Raw genomic sequence first — 16,603 nt, 5'->3', positions numbered from 1 at the left:
CCGGGGCGCGGACGAAAGCGGCGATGACCCAGCGATGATCAAGCGACGACGCAAACACGGGGACCGGAATGGGTAGGCATGGGTAGGCACAGCATTCCCGATCCTGAGGACTCCGACGACGACGCCGGCGTCCCCGACGACAGGATCGACGACGGTGGATACGGCTCCGACGACGGCCCGTCGGGTCGGCACAGTGGCGAGTTCCCGGCACAGCCCGAGGGTGCGGATGCACGCCAGGGCGACTACACCGACGAGTACGCCGACGGCGACTATGCCGACAGTGAGTATGCCGACGAGTACGCCGACGAGTACGCCGACGAGTACGCCGACGACCATCCGGTCACCGCGGGGGCCCAGCCACCCGCCGAACCGTCCGGACCCGCACACGGCGGCACCTGGGACGGCGGCGATTGGACCGGCAGCCACCGGGCGGTGACGCCCGGACGGCGCGGCCTCAGCATCGGGGTCATCGCCGCGCTCGTCACGGTCGTCGTCGTGGTCGGCGGGGTCATCCTGTGGCGCTTCTTCGGTGACGCCCTCTCCGAACGCAGCGACGCCGCATCGGCGCGGTGCGTCGACGGCAACCTCGACGTCGCCGTGCTGGCCGACCCGTCGATCGCGGAGACGATCGGCGGACTGGCCGACCAGTACAACGAGAACGCCGCCCCGGTGGGTGACCGCTGTGTGAAGGTGGGCGTCAAACCGGCCGGTTCCGAGCAGGTCATCAAGGGCTTCGGCGACACCTGGCCCGGTGACCTCGGCGAGCGTCCGGCGCTGTGGATTCCCGCGAGCGGTGTCTCGGCGGCCCGGCTCGAGGCCGCGACGGACCAGAAGACGGTCAGCGATTCACGCACCCTGGTCAGCACACCGGTCGTCTTGGCCGTGCGGCCCGAGCTCAAACCCGCCCTGGCGCAGCAGAACTGGGGCACCCTGCCCGGCCTGCAGACCAATCCGACAGCGCTCGACGGACTCGGCCTGCCCGGGTGGGGCGCGCTGAAGCTCGCGCTGCCACGTAGCGGCAACGCCGACGCGTCGTATCTGGCGGCCGAGGCCGTCGCCGCCGCGGCGAGCCCCGACGGCGCACCCGCGACCGACGGGATCAGCGCGATCAACACCCTGTCCGCCGGCGCACCCGAACTGCCCGCCGATACCGCCGACGCCGCCATGAAGGCGCTGCTGACCTCCGGAGATCCGGCGAAGGCGCCGGTGCACGCCGTCGCGACGACCGAACAGCAAGTGGTGGCGCGTGCCGCGTCGTCGCCCGATGCGAAATCCGAACTGGCCTCGTGGCTACCGCCGGGTCCGGTGGCGACCGCCGACTACCCGACCGTGCTGCTGTCGGGCGACTGGCTCTCACGTGAACAGGTCACTGCGGCCAGCCAGTTCGCCCGGTTCATGCGTGAGCCCGATCGCATGAACGAACTCGCCAAGGCCGGGTTCCGCACCCAGGGCGGCACACCCCCGCCGAGCGACGTCACCGACTTCCCGAAGCTGGCGGCGCCGTTGTCGGTCGGCGACGATGCGGCACGGGTGAAACTGGCCGAGGCCCTGACCTCACCGGCGCAGGCCTCCACGACGACGATCATGCTCGATCTGTCCATGCCCGGTGCGGAAGGCGACAACACGAGGATGGGCAACGTCGTCAACGCGCTGATCCCCCGGGTCGATGCGCTTCCGCCGACGACGGCACTGGGGCTGTGGACGTTCGACGCCGCCGCGGGCAACTCGCAGATCACCACCGGTCCGCTGTCCGAACCGGTCGACGGTCAACCGCGGTCCGCCGCGTTGACCACGACACTCGACACGCTCTCGTCGACCTCCGGCGGCGCGGTGTCGTTCACCACGCTGCGTCTGGTCTACAACGAGGCGATGGCCAACTTCCGCGCGGGACAACCCAATTCGGTGCTGGTGATCACCCAGGGTCCGCACACCGACCGGACACTCGACGGTGCGGGACTCGAAGCGTTCATCCGCGACGCGTTCGATCCGGCCCGGCCGGTGGCCGTCAACGTCATCGACTTCGGTGACGACCCCGACCGCGGGACGTGGGAGACCGTCGCGCGGACGACCGGGGGCCAGTACCAGAACCTCACGACGTCGGATTCACCCGAACTCACGGCGGCGATCACCACGCTGCTGCGGTGATCGGTTCTTGGAATCGCAAGTAGTCGCCGAGTAAGACCGCGCAATGCCCGCCGAGGTGCGGAACGCCTGTGTTAGATACGGACCATGGCGGGGCAGGCGAGGAATGACGTCATCGTCGAGGACGCGGCGCGCGGGGACGGCACCCGCGCCTGTGCCGCGGTGCGTGCGTACGCGCGGGCGGGTGGCTCCCGCCGACTGATCGTCGCGGCGATCGTCGGGTTCGTCGCCTTCAATGCCGGATCGACGTGGCTTTTCGGCATCGCCGGGAAATGCGGGATCCTGCACTTCGCCTCCCAGTTCTCCGGCGGTAGTGAGCGCTTCGACTGGCTCGTGCAGGGCTGCACGGTGCCTGCCTCGGTGCAGCAGATCCTGCTGCCCGACTTCCTCGTGATGGCCGGCTACTGGTTGATGTTCACCGCGATCCTGATCGGTGGCTGGTGGCGCATCACGGTGCCCGCACTGCAGCGCGCCGGATGGGTGCTGTGGCTGCCGTCGATCGCGTTCGCCTGCGACGCCGTCGAATACGTCCTGCTCTCGGCGCTGATGTACAAGCGACCCGACGGGCAGTTCGCCTACCGGGGCGACGGGGGCATGCTCAATTTCGTCCAGATGGCGGTCTCGTCGGCCAAATGGTTGGCGGTGGCGGCGATGGTGGTCGCCGGCCTGGTGTCGGCCGCGGCGTGGTTCACCCGCCGCGATGCCGTCTTCCCTCCCGCAGCGTCACCGCATCCCGACCCGGCGCCGACGGACACCGAAGACGACCGGACGACCGGACGCGGGGTGCTCGAGCGGCTCACGACGGTTCTCCTGGTGGCCCTGACGACCTATGTCGTCGCGTGGGTCCTCGGGCTGTTCATGACGCACTGCGCGATCGACAGCGGTCAACTCGGGCCGGCTTACTGTGCCCCGCCGCCCATTCCGCCCGATCACTTCTACGCGCCCAGTGTGGTTTTCGCGGTCGTGGGGTTGACGTGTCTGGTGCTGGGGGTGGTGGCGGGCCGGCGGGGAACCGCGGTGCGGGCAGTGGGGGCGGTGCTCGTGGGGGCATCGCTTTTCCTGGCCGTGTGGCTGGTCTGGGCCCCCGCGTTGTTCCGCTCCCTCGACGATGTCGGGACGCCTGCGCTGATCGCCGCGGCGGTGATCGCCGTGAGCGTGGCCGCCGGGGTCGCAGTTCGGAGGCCCGGCACGCGGTGGCTGGCCTTGGCCCTCAGGGCGGTTGCGGTGGCAGGCACGGCGCTGTGGGCACTGGTGGTGATGTACGCCGTCGCCACGTCGGCGGAGTGGGCGGCCCCGTGGGGCAGCCTTCGGCTCTCGGCGACGTCGAGGTGGTCCGTGATCATCGCCGCCACGATCCTCGTCGTGGTCTACGTCATGCACACCGCTGCGCGCCGACGCCGGCTACACCCTGCCTTGGATCAGACCGAATCGTAGGTTTCGATGAACTCGCGTTGAGTCTTGCTGCGCAGCAACAGATTGTCGAGTTGCACACCGAGCGGACGGACGACGTTGAGGAAGTTCCAGCGCGCCGGGATGATCACCCGCACCTTCCCTTTCTCGACCGCGCGGATGACCGCCGCGGCGGCCTTCTCCGGCCCGATGGTCAGTCTCTGTTTGGCCCGTGAGGGCGGGGTGAGGGACTGTTCGAGCATGGCGGTGTCGATCGGACCGAAGTAGGCGATCGTGACACCGACGTGGTGGGGTGAGAGTTCCATCCGCAATCCGCGCCCGAGCATCTCGACGGCGGTCTTGCTCGTCGAGTAGGCAACCCCTCCCACCGCCGGAAGGAGTGTTCCGTACTCCGTATTGGGTGGCCACCCCATGGACGACACGACGACGATGTGTCCACGGGAGGCGATGAGCGCCTCCAACGCCGGGTGGATCGTGTTGAGTGTGCCGACCAGGTTGACGTCGATGACGCGTTGCGCCTCGCCGGGTTTCAACGACCGCAGCGTGGCAGGCAGGTGGGTGATGCCTGCGGTGCAGAAGACCACATCGAGTTTCCCGAACTGATCGACCACGCGATCGACCGCCGCTGCCATGGCCTCGCGGTCGGCCACGTCGGCACCGATCGCCAGATCGGCCCCGCTCCGGGCGGCGGCGTCCTCGTCGATGTCGACGGCGCAGACCCGCGCTCCGCGGTCACGCAGTAACTTCACCTGCGCCGCACCGATTCCGCCACCTCCCCCGGTGACGATGGCGACTGCTCCCGAGAAGTCTCGCACTGGGCGCTCCGATCGAGTCCGCGCTGTCTCCTGTCACGGGGGACCCTACCTGAGGGCATGTCACCACGGCCCCAAAGAAAAAGCGTCTGACCATATTTGGTTTCATCCGCAAGAAAGCTGTGCACTGCGTCGATCGGATCCTATGCTTGGCCGAATCGCGCCGACGGGGGCGGAATCGCAACGCAGATGGAGGATTCTGGTGGCGGACAGCGAGTCGGATGCGGGCTGGTTCTCCCCTCCGCCCAGCCCCCGCCGACTGCGCGGCGTGCGGAGCTTCTCCCGCTACATCACCATGCGCGACGGGGTCCGAATCGCGGTGAGCGTCTACCTCCCCGCCGACACGACCCGGCAGACCCGGGTCCCCGCGGTGGTCAATCAGACCCGCTACTACCGGGCGATGGAGCTCCGGCAGCCACTGCGCGCAGCGGTCGCCGGCCGACCTTTTCACCACATCCCCTCCACAGCCAGGTGCCGACGGCGTTTTCTGGCCAACGGTTACGCCTGGGTCGACGTCGACGTGCGAGGGTCGGGTGCATCGTTCGGCCACCGGCTCTGCGAGTGGTCACCCGACGAGATCCGCGACGGCGCCCAGATCGTCGACTGGATCGTCAGCCAGCCGTGGTCCGACGGGTCGGTGGGTGCCCTCGGTAGCTCGTACAGCGGGGCTGCGGCCGAATTACTCTCGGTCGCAGCGCATCCCGCGGTCCGCGCCGTCGCACCCCGGTTCTCGCCGTTCGACGCCTACACCGACATCGCCTTCCCCGGCGGCATCCACGCGGTGTGGTTCACCGAGACGTGGGGACGGTACAACGCCGCACTGGACCGCAACGCGCCCCACGAGGTCGCCGGTTGGTGGGTGCGGATGCTGGTGACCGGGGTGCAGCCCGTCGACGGTGACCGGCGTCGACGCCTGCGCCGCAGCGCGCTGGCCGCCCATCTGGACAATTACGACATCGACAGCCAGGCAAGGTCGTTGACGTTTCGCGACGATGTCGCACCCTCGGACCCGTACCACTCCGACGAGGGTGAGGCTCCCGAGTTGGTCGGGCATCCGATCGACGAGTCCGGCAGCATCAACCTGTTCAGCCCGCACAACTACTGGCGCGACGTCGAGAAGTCGGGCGTCGCGGTCTACAGCTACAGCGGGTGGTTCGACGGCGCCTATTCGCATTCCGCGGCCAAGCGGTTCCTCACGCTCGGGTCCGCCGGGAACCGGTTGATTCTCGGTCCGTGGAGCCACGGCGGGCATTGGCACATCGAACCTCACCGGGATCCGGTGAAATCTCGGTTCGACCACGAAGGTGAGCTGCTGCGATTCTTCGACCACCACCTCCGGGACCGCGATTCCGGGATCGGCGCGGAGGACCGCGTGCACTACTACACCATGGGCGAAGGCCGCTGGAAGAGTTCCCGGTCGTGGCCCCCGCCGGCTGAACCCCGCACGTACTACCTGTCCACGGAGCGCATGTTGAGCACCGAGCCGCCGGAGACCGACAGCAGCGTAGACGAGTACGACGTCGATCCGACGGTGGGCACCGGTGAGCATTCCCGTTGGCGCACACAGGTGGCCGTCGGCGAGGCCGTCCGCTACCCCGACCGCAACGCTGTGGACAGACGCCTGCTCACCTACACGTCCGCACCGCTCGACAGGGCGGTGGAAGTGACGGGGCATCCGGTGGTCACGCTGTTCCTGAGCGTGACCGGTGACGATGCGACGGTATTCGTCTATCTGGAAGACGTCGACGCCGGAGGGCGCGTCGCCCCGGTCACCGAGGGACAGCTGCGCGCGTTGCACAGGCAGGTGGCCGACGCGCCCGCGCCGTACCGGCAGACGGTGCCCTACCGCACCTTCAAACGTGGTGACGCCCGGCCGCTGAGTTCCGGTGAGATCGCGACGCTCATCTTCGACCTGATCCCGACGTCGCACCTGTTCCGGCCCGGACACCGAATTCGTCTCGCCCTTGCCGGTGCGGATGCGAGCCACTTCGCCGTGCTGCCCGGAACGCCGCCCACGTTCGGGGTGCACCGCAGTCGACTCCGCGCGTCGCGAATCGATTTGCCGGTGGTTACGGCCAACTGAGTCGGTGGTTTTCGGCGATCCAGTCGTTGGTGAATTCCTGCAGTCTCGCGATCTCGTCGACGGTCTGGCGGCCCATGTAACTCTCGATCCGTCCGCCGACCAAGGGAACGTTGACCTTGACGCTGCCGGCGTAGGTCATTCGAGACCCGGTGGCGGTGGACGTCAGCATGCATTGTCCCGCGGCGCACACCGGTGCACCGGTCACGGTGACTTCGATGTCACCGCGGACGCGGCCGTCTTCGAGCCAGCACCACCTCTCTTCGCGGATCATCTCGATGTCCCCCGGATGGAGTTGTGTCACCACCTTGGGGAGCCGGTCGCGAAGCAGGCCGAGGGCGATCGTGACAGCCACGGTGCCGGTCGCGTCGGTGCGGAGGGATTCGACGGCGGCTGTGCCTCCGGCGAATTGGCCCAGCCGCGCTGACCAATACCGTTCGTCGGAGAACGCCGACACGATCTGCGCCACCGTCGCCGGCGAGTCGACGGCGGTCTCGAAGGTTCGTGGCATCTCAGCACTCCCGATGACTAGGTGGGATTTCCACAGTGTTCTCGGCGGAGTTGCTGCCGCGCCCGCACGTCGGTGACATGATCGAGCGATGGGCAACAAACTCCGATCGGTTGAAGGCTCGTCGCCGTGTTCCGCTCCGGCCGAGACGGTTTGGGAGGTGTGGACCGATCCGTCGGCGTGGCCGGGCGACGTCATCGAGATGGGCACCGTCGACGGCGACTTCGCCGTTGGTGCGCGTGTCGGCGTCAAGGTCAAGGGCGGTGTGAAGACGTACTCGACGCTCACCCGCGTTGAGCGACCGGCCATCTGGACATCGGAGACCACGTTTCCCGGTCTCAAGTTCACCTACGAGCACACTATCGAGAATCATGGCGCCGGAACGCTTCTCACTGAGCGCGTCATCATGAGCGGGGTTCTCGCCGGCGTGGCGCATCGCCTGCTCCGTAGCCGGCTCGAGGAGACGTTCACTGCGGTGACTGGGTATATCGGTCGCCTTGCAGAAGCTCGCCTGCCAAGGTAGGCCCCTGATCGGCCGCCAGTTGCGACAGGTGGCCGGCGAGAACGAACGCGGTGAGCACGAAGACCGCTATCGCCAGCAGCATCTCCTTGAGCGGATCGTTGACGCGTCGGTGTGCCAGGACGGCGCCGATCAGCAGGAGAAGAAGTCCGATCGCCGCGGCGATCGCGAGCGGCCGCCAGAACAGTCCGCCGATCAGGCCCACCACCGACGCCCACTGGCACCAGCCGATGAAACGGGTCAGCCCCACCGAGATCCGCAGGTGCACTTGGTTTTCCCGAGCATCGCCGACGAAGAAGACGTTGAGGAATCCGGCGACCGCCATGAAGATGGCCAGGCCGACCGAGACGATGATCAGTGCGATTTCCAAGGGTCAGTCCTCTCGAGACACCGCAGTGGTGCTGGACCGCCGTTGACGGCCCAGCACCACTTTGGGTGGGTATGCAGTTTTCAGGCGGCAGGGGTCTCGTTGTTGCTCTCGGTGCCGGTACCCCCCCCACTCGGCTCCGTATCCGTCGGTCCCGGGTCCTGCGTCGACGGGCTGGGATCCTGCGTAGTGGTGGTGCCACCACTACGCTTCGGGGTCAGCGCCCCGACAACGGTGTTCACGGTCCCCGTGATCGCCTTGTTGATCTGCTGCAGGGACTTGTTGATGTTCACCTGCGGTTTCGACGTGCTCGGCGTCGTGACCTCCCCGCCCGTGGGCGCCGGGTCCTGATTCACCACCGGCGTGACCGGTTGCGTCGTCGGCGGTACCGTCGCGGTCGGCGGAGCCTGAGTCACCGGCGCCGGTGTGAACGGCTTGTACCAGGTCTGTCCACCAACTGGACCGGTTCTGGCTGTCTCTCCGCCCGTCTTCGGTGTCGTGACCACACCGGTGGTAGTGGTGGCGACAACCGACTTCTCCTCCGTACCCGACGCAGTGATCGTCTGAGTTTGGGGCTCAGGAATATTGTTCTGCATCAGGTTGGCGTGGTTGAGCTCTGCGAGGTTCTCCTGCGTCTCCTCCATACCCGCGGCGATGGCGTGGAAGTCCTCCACCCACTGATGGGGGTCGGGCATCAGTTCGAGATGAACTGGCGTAGCGGCGTACTTGCCATCGGTCGGTCGGTCGTATCCGGTCTCGATGATGGCCCGCAGCAGCGGGTCGAGAGCCCTGACGATTTCGGGTGGAACTCCGAGATCCAACAGCGGCCGGGTGAGGGGTAGCTGGCCGACCGGGTTCTTGATCAGAATGTCGGTGACATTGCCGGTCTTGGTGACGATGTAATCCGGGTTGTCCTCCAATGCATCGATGTCAGCTTGGTCGAATCCGTTGTTGTTCACATCGGGGATCTCGACATCGTTGTAGTAGCCGTTGTGGACGTATATGAAGCCCAGTGCGGCGTTGGCCCATGCAAGCGGATTCATCACGTACTTGGGCACATCCGAAGCACCGTCATATTGCTTGGAGATCTGAATGACCTGTGGCGCTTTAGGATCCAAGCTGGGGTTGGTCGAGGCTCCGAAGCTGAGCCCAATCAACGGAACATAAACTCCTGCAGGCAGTCGTGCCCAGAGGCCACCATCGTTGCGAGCGCCGTTGCCCAAGAGTACGAACGTCACGCCTGATGCGTCGTAGCCGTCCTTTCGCAATTGGTCGATGACGTCCGATGCCGCGTTCGCGCCCTGGGAGAACCCGACGACGTAGATGGGGTCGCCAGCCTGGTATGTGGGATCGCTCTTCGCAGCTTTGATCGCCTTGATGGTCTCCTCAGCAGCGATGCTCTTGGAGTCGTCGTAGGTATGGCTGCCTAGACCGGTCATGATGCCGAACTCGCGCGGATAGTTGATGAAGACGTTCTTCCCCGAGCAAGGGCTCGTCGCACATTGATCGAACGCTCCGTCGAGCGCGCCCTTCATCCGATCCGGATCCTGGCTGTCAGTCGTCGGGAGGATGTCCTTGGTGCCATCGATGAAAATCGACACGGCGGCCATCGGGCTGATGCCCGGAAGGTGACTGTCCGTCGCGTACGCGAGGCCGAAGAGCGTCACGATTTGCAGTGCGGCGCCAGTGGTCAGATATGACGCCGTTCTCATGTTCTTACGAGCCTCTGCTCGATGGTTCCCCACGTTGGTCCTCCACCCCGGTATTACTCGATGCGGGCTAATTCGTTACCCGCGTGTCGAGCAGCGTAGCGCAGCACAGCGAACCGCCGGAATACCTTTCGCTGAAATCTGAGGAGAAGCTGAATTTCGCATCTGGGTCGCGCGAGAATTACCGCCGCACCCACTTCGCCGGCAAGCGCAGGGTCACCTCGCTCTACTTTGTTCTGGCAACGTCGCATCGTGCCTAGTTCCAGGCCGGGATGCACTGATCACGCTGCTGGCAAGCGTTTTTCGAGTATGACAGTTCGGTTACGAGCCAATTACCGTTTGATAGCAAACGCGGCCGCGACTTCGGGTGGTTGCGGCGGCAACGCCCCCGGCAACGCGCACGCAAAGATCGCGTCGCACGGATTGATTGCACACTCAACCGGTTTGCCGTCCCGAAACGGCCTCCGCACTACCCGCACGGCCGCCAAACGAAACCTGATTGCTGCAGCAAACATCTTTTAGGTATCCGAAGTCGCGCCGAAAGCTGGCCTCGGCGGTACGGTGAGACCATGGATTCGGAGGTCTTGGACGTCATCATCGTGGGTGCCGGATTCGGCGGAATGGGCGCGGCGATCGAGCTCAATCGGCTGGGCTACAACGACATCGCGATTCTCGATCGTGAAGACGATCTCGGCGGCACGTGGTACGTCAACCACTATCCCGGTCTGGCGGTGGACATTCCGTCCACCACCTACTCGTACTGGTTCGAGCCGAACCCCTACTGGTCGCGCCTGCACGCGCCAGGGGCCGAGCTCAAGACCTACGCCGACCACATCGCGGACAAGTACGACCTCCGGCGCTTCATGCGGTTCAACACCACGGTCGACGGCGCACGGTGGGACGAGGACGCCCAGCTGTGGCGGGTGGCCCTCGCCGGCGGACGGTCGATGTCGGCGCGGTTCCTCATCACCGCCACCGGATACCTGTCGCAGCCCCGGATCCCCGACATCCCGGGGGTCGACACCTTCGGCGGCACCATGGTGCACACCGCTCAGTGGGATCCGGCGTCGCCCGTCGAGGGCCGACGAGTCGGAATCATCGGTACGGGTGTGACGGCTGTGCAGCTGATCCCCGAACTCGCGCAGCAGGCCGCCGAGCTGACCGTCTTCCAACGCACCCCCATCTGGGTGGTGCCGAAGGTGGACTTCCCCATACCCGCCGCCGCCCAACGCATGTTCGCGCGGTTCCCGGTCGCGCAGCGGCTGCTGCGTCTGGTCACCGACGCCTTCGCCGAGATCGGCGTGTCGAGCGCAGTCGTCCACTACAAGCAGGTTCGACTGCTCAACATCGCCGCCGCCGGGCTGTCCAAGCTGCACCTGTTCGCTTCGGTGCGGGACCGCGCGACCCGGCGCAAGCTCACCCCGGCCTACGAATTCGGCTGCAAACGAACGACGTTCAACAACGACTACTACCGCATCTTCAACCAGTCCCATGTCCGCCTCGAGACAGCGGGTATCGATCGCATCGAGCCGGACGGCATCGTCACCGCCGACGGACACAAACGACCTCTCGACACCCTGGTGCTGGCGACCGGCTTCGATTTGTGGGAGGCGAACTTCCCGGCCATCGAGGTGGTCGGCCGCGGTGGCCGCAACCTCGGCAAGTGGTGGCGGGAGAACCACTTCCAGACTTACGAGGGCATCTCCGTGCCCAACTTCCCGAATTTCCTCAACCTCGCGAGTCCCTACGCTTTCACCGGCGCGTCGTTCTTCACGATGATGGAGATCCAGATGCGGCACATGCGCCGACTCTTCGGGGAGCTGCGCCGCAGCGGGCATGAGACGTTCGAGGTGACCGAACAGGCCAACGCCCGGTACTACGAGCAGATGTCGGCCAAGCTCGACAACATGGTGTACTTCCGCGGGAACTGCGCCGGGTCGCGGTCCTATCACTTCCGCGGTGACGCGACCATCGTCCGTCCCGTCTCACGACGCCGGGCAGTGCGAGAGTCGACCCGCTTCCCGGTCAGCGACTACGCGTTCAGCTGACCGGGCCGCGGCCCTGCGCCCTCAGAAGGCGTAGCGGTGGAGCTGAACGATCTTGCGCAGCACCGGAGTGCGGGAGGCGACCCGGCTGAATCGACGAAGCCCCTTGGGGAGGCGCTGCGCCGTCTCCGCGTCGAACAACGAGATCGCGGTGACCAGCCGTGTGCCAGGCACTTTCGTCAGGACATCGTCCGGTTCGTCGACCGACCACCCCAACTCCGAACCGGACCACCGCACGACCGTGTTGTTCTTCTGCTGCGCGCGGGATCCGAACCGGCTCCAGAAGTCCAGCTGCATCTCACCGGCCGGAAAGTGCTCGACCACACGACGCATCAACGCGATCCCGTCCTGCTCCAGCAGGTACATGCTGACGCCCTCGGCGAGGACGAGCACCGGCCGGTCGGTGGGCAGGTCCCGTAACCAGGCTGGGTCGGTGACCGACGCAGCGACGAGGTGGTAGTGGTCGCGGGTCGGATAGAACCGTTCGCGCAGCGCGATGACGTCGGGGAAGTCGACGTCGAACCACTCCACGCCGGGTCCCGGGTCGATGCGGAAGACCCTGCTGTCCAGACCACACCCGAGGTGCAGTACCACCGCGCGTTCGTGCACGGCGAGGAACTGGCGCACCCAGATGTCGAACTGGGCGGCTCGCACGGTGATCGACGACACCTGCCGTCTGCGCTGTTTGGTGATCGGGTTGCGGCGCCGGTCGTAGTCGACCCGGTTGATCAAGTCACGCGCATAGTTGTCTCCGAGCACCGGATGCGGGGACTCCGCGTCGAGGGCCTTCGCGAACACCATGTCGAGCATCGTCTGCGGTGGTCCGCTCAGTTCGACGTGCACGGTGTCCGCCGCGCCGGGCCCCAGGTCGGTGGCGCGTCGCCGAGCGAGCCAGCTCGTTGAGCTCATGTTCAACAATCCCCTTCAGTGTTGATGTTCTGAGACCACGGACCGCAGAAGCGACCGGATCAGATCGATGGTGGTCTCGGCGGCGTCGACGTGGTGCTCGATGAGCAGTTCACCGCCGACCACGCCGAATGAGTAGACGTCGATGACGGCAGACGACGCGCGGTAGAACTGCGACTGCACGCCGACCACCTCGAGGCCGGGCGGCGTGCTCATGGCCACGGCGTTGCCGAGGTTGGTCGACAGCACCACGTCCGGCAGACCGGGGATCGCGCCCTCGTACTGCATGTTGAAATGCAGAAGTGACTGCTGGACAACGCCGTCGGCCAGATCGGCCTGGAACATGTCCGCGATCCCCCTGGCGAGTTCGACCATGGTGGTCTGCGGTGTGATGTGCGCGAGGTAGGTGGCCACGCCGATCGCCAGCGTGCACCCGGTCGCACTCACCGGCGGTTCGACCAGCGCACGCAGGTTGACGTTGTACACGTACGGGATCGGGATGTGCGGTGTGCGCCGAACCTGCCACTCCGCCAACAGGATCGCCGCCGAGATCAGGTTGTTGACGAACAGCCGGTTGACCCGCCCGTACTTCACCAGACTCGACGTCTCGGCCTTGCTCAGCCGGCATCGCGTCGTCGGTACCGCCGCCGGACGCTCCGCCGCGCTTCTGGTGGTCACGCGTTTGGGCGGCAGCTCGTAGGCGAACATCGCGGGGATGAAGCGATCCAACCCCGACCGTTGCTGTTTGCGAATGCCCCGCTGTTCGAGAACCGTCTCGATCGGCTCGGGCGCCGGATTCGGGCTCACCGGCCCCGCGCTCCCGGTGGTGACGACCTCGGTGTAGCGCGCGAAAAGCTCGAACAGCAGCCCCGCCATGTGGGTTCCGTCGGCGAGGCTGTGGTGGATGAACAGGGTGACCTCGACCGGCGTCGAATCCGGCTTCACCAGGAGGTAGATCAGCGCCACACCCTGATCGAGTTGATCGGTGGGCGCCGGGTCTCCCTCGAACTGTACCCACAGTCCGGGGTGCAGCAGGTCGTCGGCCACCAACTCGAACCCGCCGTCGGAATCGGGTTCGAGGTGGCCCGCGTACACCGGATAGGCCTCGAGGAGGGCGTCGAACGCATCCGCCATGGCGTCGATGTCCACGGTCCCGTCGAGCAGCACGGTGATCGAGGTGAAGGTCTGGGTTTCGGCGAAGAACTTCTCGCTGGGTGCGAGCCGTCGGATCACCGACGTGGAGTACGCCATCAGAGTCCTTCCCGGTGGGCTGCCCGGTGACCGGTGCCGCAATGCGGAGGCCGTCCGCGAAGCTGCCCGCTCATCCGCGCATGCTGGCTTTCCGGTAGCCGATGACCATCGGGATGAGGCAGGCCAGGATGATGCCGCCCGACCAGGCCAGGATTCCGATACCGGGTTCCAGGACGGGGCCGCCCAGCGACAGCCCGCGCATGGTCTCGATCGCATACGACACCGGTTGGTGCTCGACGGCCGGCTGGACCCACGACGGGTACTGGTTCAGCGGGACGAATCCGCTGGAGAAGAACAGGCACAACGAGTTCACGAGGACGATCGCGTTCACCATCGTCGGGCTCGGCCAGTACAACGCCACGGTGAGCACCAGGATGGCGAAGGCGACGCCGAAGAGCACCGGAACGCAGACCCAGGCGACCGCCGCGGGAATCCCCTGCTCGAAGCGGAGCCCGAGCGCGAAACCGACGGCCAGCAGCAGCACGGAGTTGATCACCACGCGCAGCGCCTCGGCGGTGATCCGGGCCAGCAGCCCCGATGCGCGGTGGATCGGCGTCACCCACAACCGTGCCAGCATGCCGTCGTTCTGTTCGGCGATGATGCCGACCGCACCGACGGATGCACCGTTCATGGCGCCGATCACCGTCATCAGCGGGACACTGCCGTACACCGCCGAGTTGCCGGTGACTGCCGAGATCGCATCACCGAGAACGATGTCCAGCACCAGGAGCATGAAGATCGGGAAGACCACGCCGAAGAAGAACGTCATCGGATCCCGGAGGAACCGCATCAGCAGCCGCTTGGTCTGCACCCAGGCGTGTGGGAACAGCGTCCGCGGCGAGTTCTCCCGACGGGGTCGGTTGATCTTCGGGAAGCTGTCCTCCTGCAGGATCGTGGAGTCGGCCGGCCGAGTCCCGTTGTGCGTCATCGTCATCAGGATCGCCTCCGAAGTAGCATCACCGACACCGGCACCATGATCACCATCACCCCGACCAGCCATGCCACCGACGGGCCGATGACCGGCCAGCTGACCTCGCCGGCACCCGGTGTGGTGTCACCCCCGAGTGCGCGCAGCGCGTAGATGAACTGCGAGATCGGCTGGTTCCGCACGATCGGTTGGATCCACTCCGGGAAGTTCTCCGCCGGCTGGATGCCCACCGAGATCAACCCGAAGATCAACTGCGGCAACATCAGCCACTGCGACGTCGCCTCGGGGTTCTTCGAATTGCTGCCCAGCAGGTCCGCCAGGAACGACAGCACCAGCCCGATCGCCAGCAGCAACACACAGAACAGCACGGCGTTCACCAGACCGCCGTGGAACCGGAACCCGATAATGTGCCCACTGACCAAAGCCGCGAACGTGCCGACGGCGCACCGGTAGAGGCCGGCCGACATGCGCGCCGCCAGCGGCGTGAAGGCGGGGATCGGCATGGAGTCGAACCGCCTGTTGATGCCCTTCACCGAATCAGTCGCCGCGCGCAGTGCGCCGGTGATCGCCGCGAACGAGATCCCCTGCAGCGCAACGAGGGGCATCAGGAACTGCGCGTAGCTGCTCATCCCTGACCTGGGACCGAGGATGTTGTTCAGCGGGATGTACCAGCCCACGGTGAACACCACCGACGCGACGAGAGCGGTGGCGACCTCACCGTTGCGCAGGGTGGGCGACACCAGCCGGTTGGTCAGTACCCACCACTGTCCGACTGTTCTCGGCTCCGGCCTGGGGTCGGTCAGGGCAGCCGTCATGACGCCAGATCCGACGTCGTCAGCGAGCCCCGTCCGTTGCGCCGGTGCCGGCCCGAACCGCCGGCCGAGCTGCCCACCAGCTCTTTGGATTTCCCGTCGTCCGCGGTGTCCGAGTCGTCGGCCGCCGCGGATTCCGAGTCGGCGGTCAGGGCCAGGAACACATCGTCGAGCGAGGGGCGCCGAAGCGCGATGTCGGTCAACTGGATCGAAGCCGAGTTCAGCCGAGAGAGGGCCTCGACCAGTGTGTTGGGACCGTCCGGGGCGGGCATGGCGATGCGGTCCGACGCCGCGGTGAGTGCCGCCCGGTTCTGCTCCGGGATGAGGGATCCCAGCGCGTCGACGATGGCCGGGAGGTCGTTGAGGTCGCGGGGGACGATCTCGCAGTAGCTGCCGCCCGTGCGTTCCTTCAGCTCGTCGGCTGTTCCCTCGGCGACGATTCCACCGTGGTCGATGACGATGATCCGGTCGCTGAGGGCGTCGGCCTCCTCGAGGTACTGCGTGGTCAGCAGGGTGGCGATCCCGACGTCCTTGAATCCCGACACCAGGTCCCAGATCGTCTGCCGGCTCCGCGGATCCAGGCCGGTGGTGGGCTCGTCGAGGAACACGACCTCGGGACGCACCACCAGACCACAGGCGATGTCGATGCGTCGGCGCATACCGCCGGAGTAGGTGCTCAACCGCCGGTTGGCGGCGTGCTGGAGGTCGAATGCGGTGAGCAGTTCGTCGGCTCGTGCTTCGGCGGCCTTCTTCGCCAGTCCCTGCAGGCGGCCGAACAGCACGAGGTTCTCGCGGCCGGTCAGCATGTCGTCGAGCGCCACCTGCTGCCCGGTGAGCATGATCGACCTTCTGACGCTCGAGGCCTCGGAGACGACGTCGAAGCCGGCGATCGTCGCCTTGCCGCTGTCCGGTTTCGTCAGGGTGGACAGGATGTCCACGGTCGTCGTCTTTCCGGCACCGTTCGGCCCCAGCAGGGCGACGACCTCACCGCGTCCGACATCGAAACTCACGTCCCTGACGGCGTGGACATCACCGAACGACTTGCTGATCCCCTTGACGACGACGCTCTTGTCGGAGTTCGCCGTTCGGCTGTCTTGCATCGCATTCCTCTTC

14 protein-coding genes are annotated in these 16,603 nt (G+C 66.3%); 5 read left to right on the top strand and 9 right to left on the bottom strand.

The window, feature by feature from the left end:
* Positions 1 to 78: 78 nt before the first annotated feature.
* Positions 79 to 2,145, top strand: a complete 2,067-nt coding sequence (locus G6N49_RS08575; RefSeq protein WP_011855815.1) for a vWA domain-containing protein — start codon at positions 79 to 81, stop codon at positions 2,143 to 2,145.
* A gap of 84 nt (positions 2,146 to 2,229) precedes the next feature.
* Positions 2,230 to 3,576 carry a hypothetical protein gene (locus G6N49_RS08570; protein ID WP_011855816.1) on the top strand — a complete coding sequence of 449 codons (1,347 nt, stop codon included), beginning with the start codon at positions 2,230 to 2,232 and terminating at the stop codon, positions 3,574 to 3,576.
* Here G6N49_RS08570 and G6N49_RS08565 read toward each other — a convergent pair.
* On the bottom strand, positions 3,561 to 4,367 hold the full coding sequence (locus G6N49_RS08565; protein ID WP_011855817.1) for an SDR family NAD(P)-dependent oxidoreductase: 807 nt from the start codon (positions 4,365 to 4,367) through the stop codon (positions 3,561 to 3,563). The two genes, G6N49_RS08570 and G6N49_RS08565, sit on opposite strands and share 16 nt — an antisense overlap.
* Positions 4,368 to 4,632: 265 nt before the next feature.
* On the opposite strand from G6N49_RS08565, the gene G6N49_RS08560 reads away from it, so the two are divergent.
* The gene (locus tag G6N49_RS08560) at positions 4,633 to 6,447 is read left to right on the top strand and encodes a CocE/NonD family hydrolase (protein WP_407665053.1); all 1,815 of its coding nucleotides are present in this window, start codon (positions 4,633 to 4,635) and stop codon (positions 6,445 to 6,447) included.
* On the opposite strand, the gene G6N49_RS08555 is transcribed toward G6N49_RS08560, so the two are convergent.
* On the bottom strand, positions 6,434 to 6,955 hold the full coding sequence (locus G6N49_RS08555; RefSeq protein WP_011560215.1) for a DUF2505 domain-containing protein: 522 nt from the start codon (positions 6,953 to 6,955) through the stop codon (positions 6,434 to 6,436). The two genes, G6N49_RS08560 and G6N49_RS08555, sit on opposite strands and share 14 nt — an antisense overlap.
* An 88-nt stretch (positions 6,956 to 7,043) precedes the next feature.
* Between G6N49_RS08555 and G6N49_RS08550 the strand changes: the two genes are divergently transcribed.
* Positions 7,044 to 7,475 (top strand): SRPBCC family protein, encoded by a 432-nt coding sequence (locus G6N49_RS08550; protein ID WP_011855819.1) that lies wholly within the window; start codon positions 7,044 to 7,046, stop codon positions 7,473 to 7,475.
* On the opposite strand, the gene G6N49_RS08545 is transcribed toward G6N49_RS08550, so the two are convergent.
* Together G6N49_RS08545 and G6N49_RS08540 are read right to left on the bottom strand one after the other, a co-directional pair.
* Positions 7,420 to 7,842, bottom strand: a complete 423-nt coding sequence (locus tag G6N49_RS08545) for a DoxX family protein (RefSeq protein WP_011560217.1) — start codon at positions 7,840 to 7,842, stop codon at positions 7,420 to 7,422. The genes G6N49_RS08550 and G6N49_RS08545 overlap by 56 nt on opposite strands.
* An 80-nt stretch (positions 7,843 to 7,922) precedes the next feature.
* A complete protein-coding gene (locus G6N49_RS08540; protein WP_235679502.1) occupies positions 7,923 to 9,506 on the bottom strand; it encodes a PE-PPE domain-containing protein in 1,584 nt (527 codons plus the stop codon).
* 611 nt (positions 9,507 to 10,117) lie between these two features.
* On the opposite strand from G6N49_RS08540, the gene G6N49_RS08535 reads away from it, so the two are divergent.
* On the top strand, positions 10,118 to 11,596 hold the full coding sequence (locus tag G6N49_RS08535) for a flavin-containing monooxygenase (protein ID WP_011560219.1): 1,479 nt from the start codon (positions 10,118 to 10,120) through the stop codon (positions 11,594 to 11,596).
* A 21-nt stretch (positions 11,597 to 11,617) separates the two neighbouring features.
* Here G6N49_RS08535 and G6N49_RS08530 read toward each other — a convergent pair whose 3' ends face one another.
* From G6N49_RS08530 to G6N49_RS08510, 5 genes are all read right to left on the bottom strand, one after another.
* Positions 11,618 to 12,502 carry a class I SAM-dependent methyltransferase gene (locus G6N49_RS08530; RefSeq protein WP_011855820.1) on the bottom strand — a complete coding sequence of 295 codons (885 nt, stop codon included), beginning with the start codon at positions 12,500 to 12,502 and terminating at the stop codon, positions 11,618 to 11,620.
* Between the two features lie 15 nt (positions 12,503 to 12,517).
* On the bottom strand, positions 12,518 to 13,750 hold the full coding sequence (locus G6N49_RS08525) for a phthiocerol/phthiodiolone dimycocerosyl transferase (RefSeq protein ID WP_011768239.1): 1,233 nt from the start codon (positions 13,748 to 13,750) through the stop codon (positions 12,518 to 12,520).
* A gap of 70 nt (positions 13,751 to 13,820) precedes the next feature.
* On the bottom strand, positions 13,821 to 14,684 hold the full coding sequence (locus tag G6N49_RS08520; RefSeq protein ID WP_011560222.1) for an ABC transporter permease: 864 nt from the start codon (positions 14,682 to 14,684) through the stop codon (positions 13,821 to 13,823).
* Positions 14,684 to 15,493, bottom strand: a complete 810-nt coding sequence (locus G6N49_RS08515) for an ABC transporter permease (protein ID WP_011560223.1) — start codon at positions 15,491 to 15,493, stop codon at positions 14,684 to 14,686. The genes G6N49_RS08520 and G6N49_RS08515 overlap by 1 nt, the downstream gene beginning before the upstream one ends.
* Positions 15,490 to 16,590, bottom strand: coding sequence for an efflux ABC transporter ATPase subunit, DrrA-related (locus G6N49_RS08510; RefSeq protein ID WP_011560224.1), 1,101 nt, complete (start codon positions 16,588 to 16,590; stop codon positions 15,490 to 15,492). Before G6N49_RS08510 ends, G6N49_RS08515 begins: the two co-directional genes overlap by 4 nt.
* Positions 16,591 to 16,603: the final 13 nt, after the last annotated feature.

The sequence above is a fragment of the Mycolicibacterium monacense genome (assembly GCF_010731575.1).
In the GTDB taxonomy this organism is placed as follows: domain Bacteria; phylum Actinomycetota; class Actinomycetes; order Mycobacteriales; family Mycobacteriaceae; genus Mycobacterium; species Mycobacterium monacense.
Note: the sequence above shows the minus strand (reverse complement) of the source record. Positions and strands in the feature narration are given on the sequence as shown.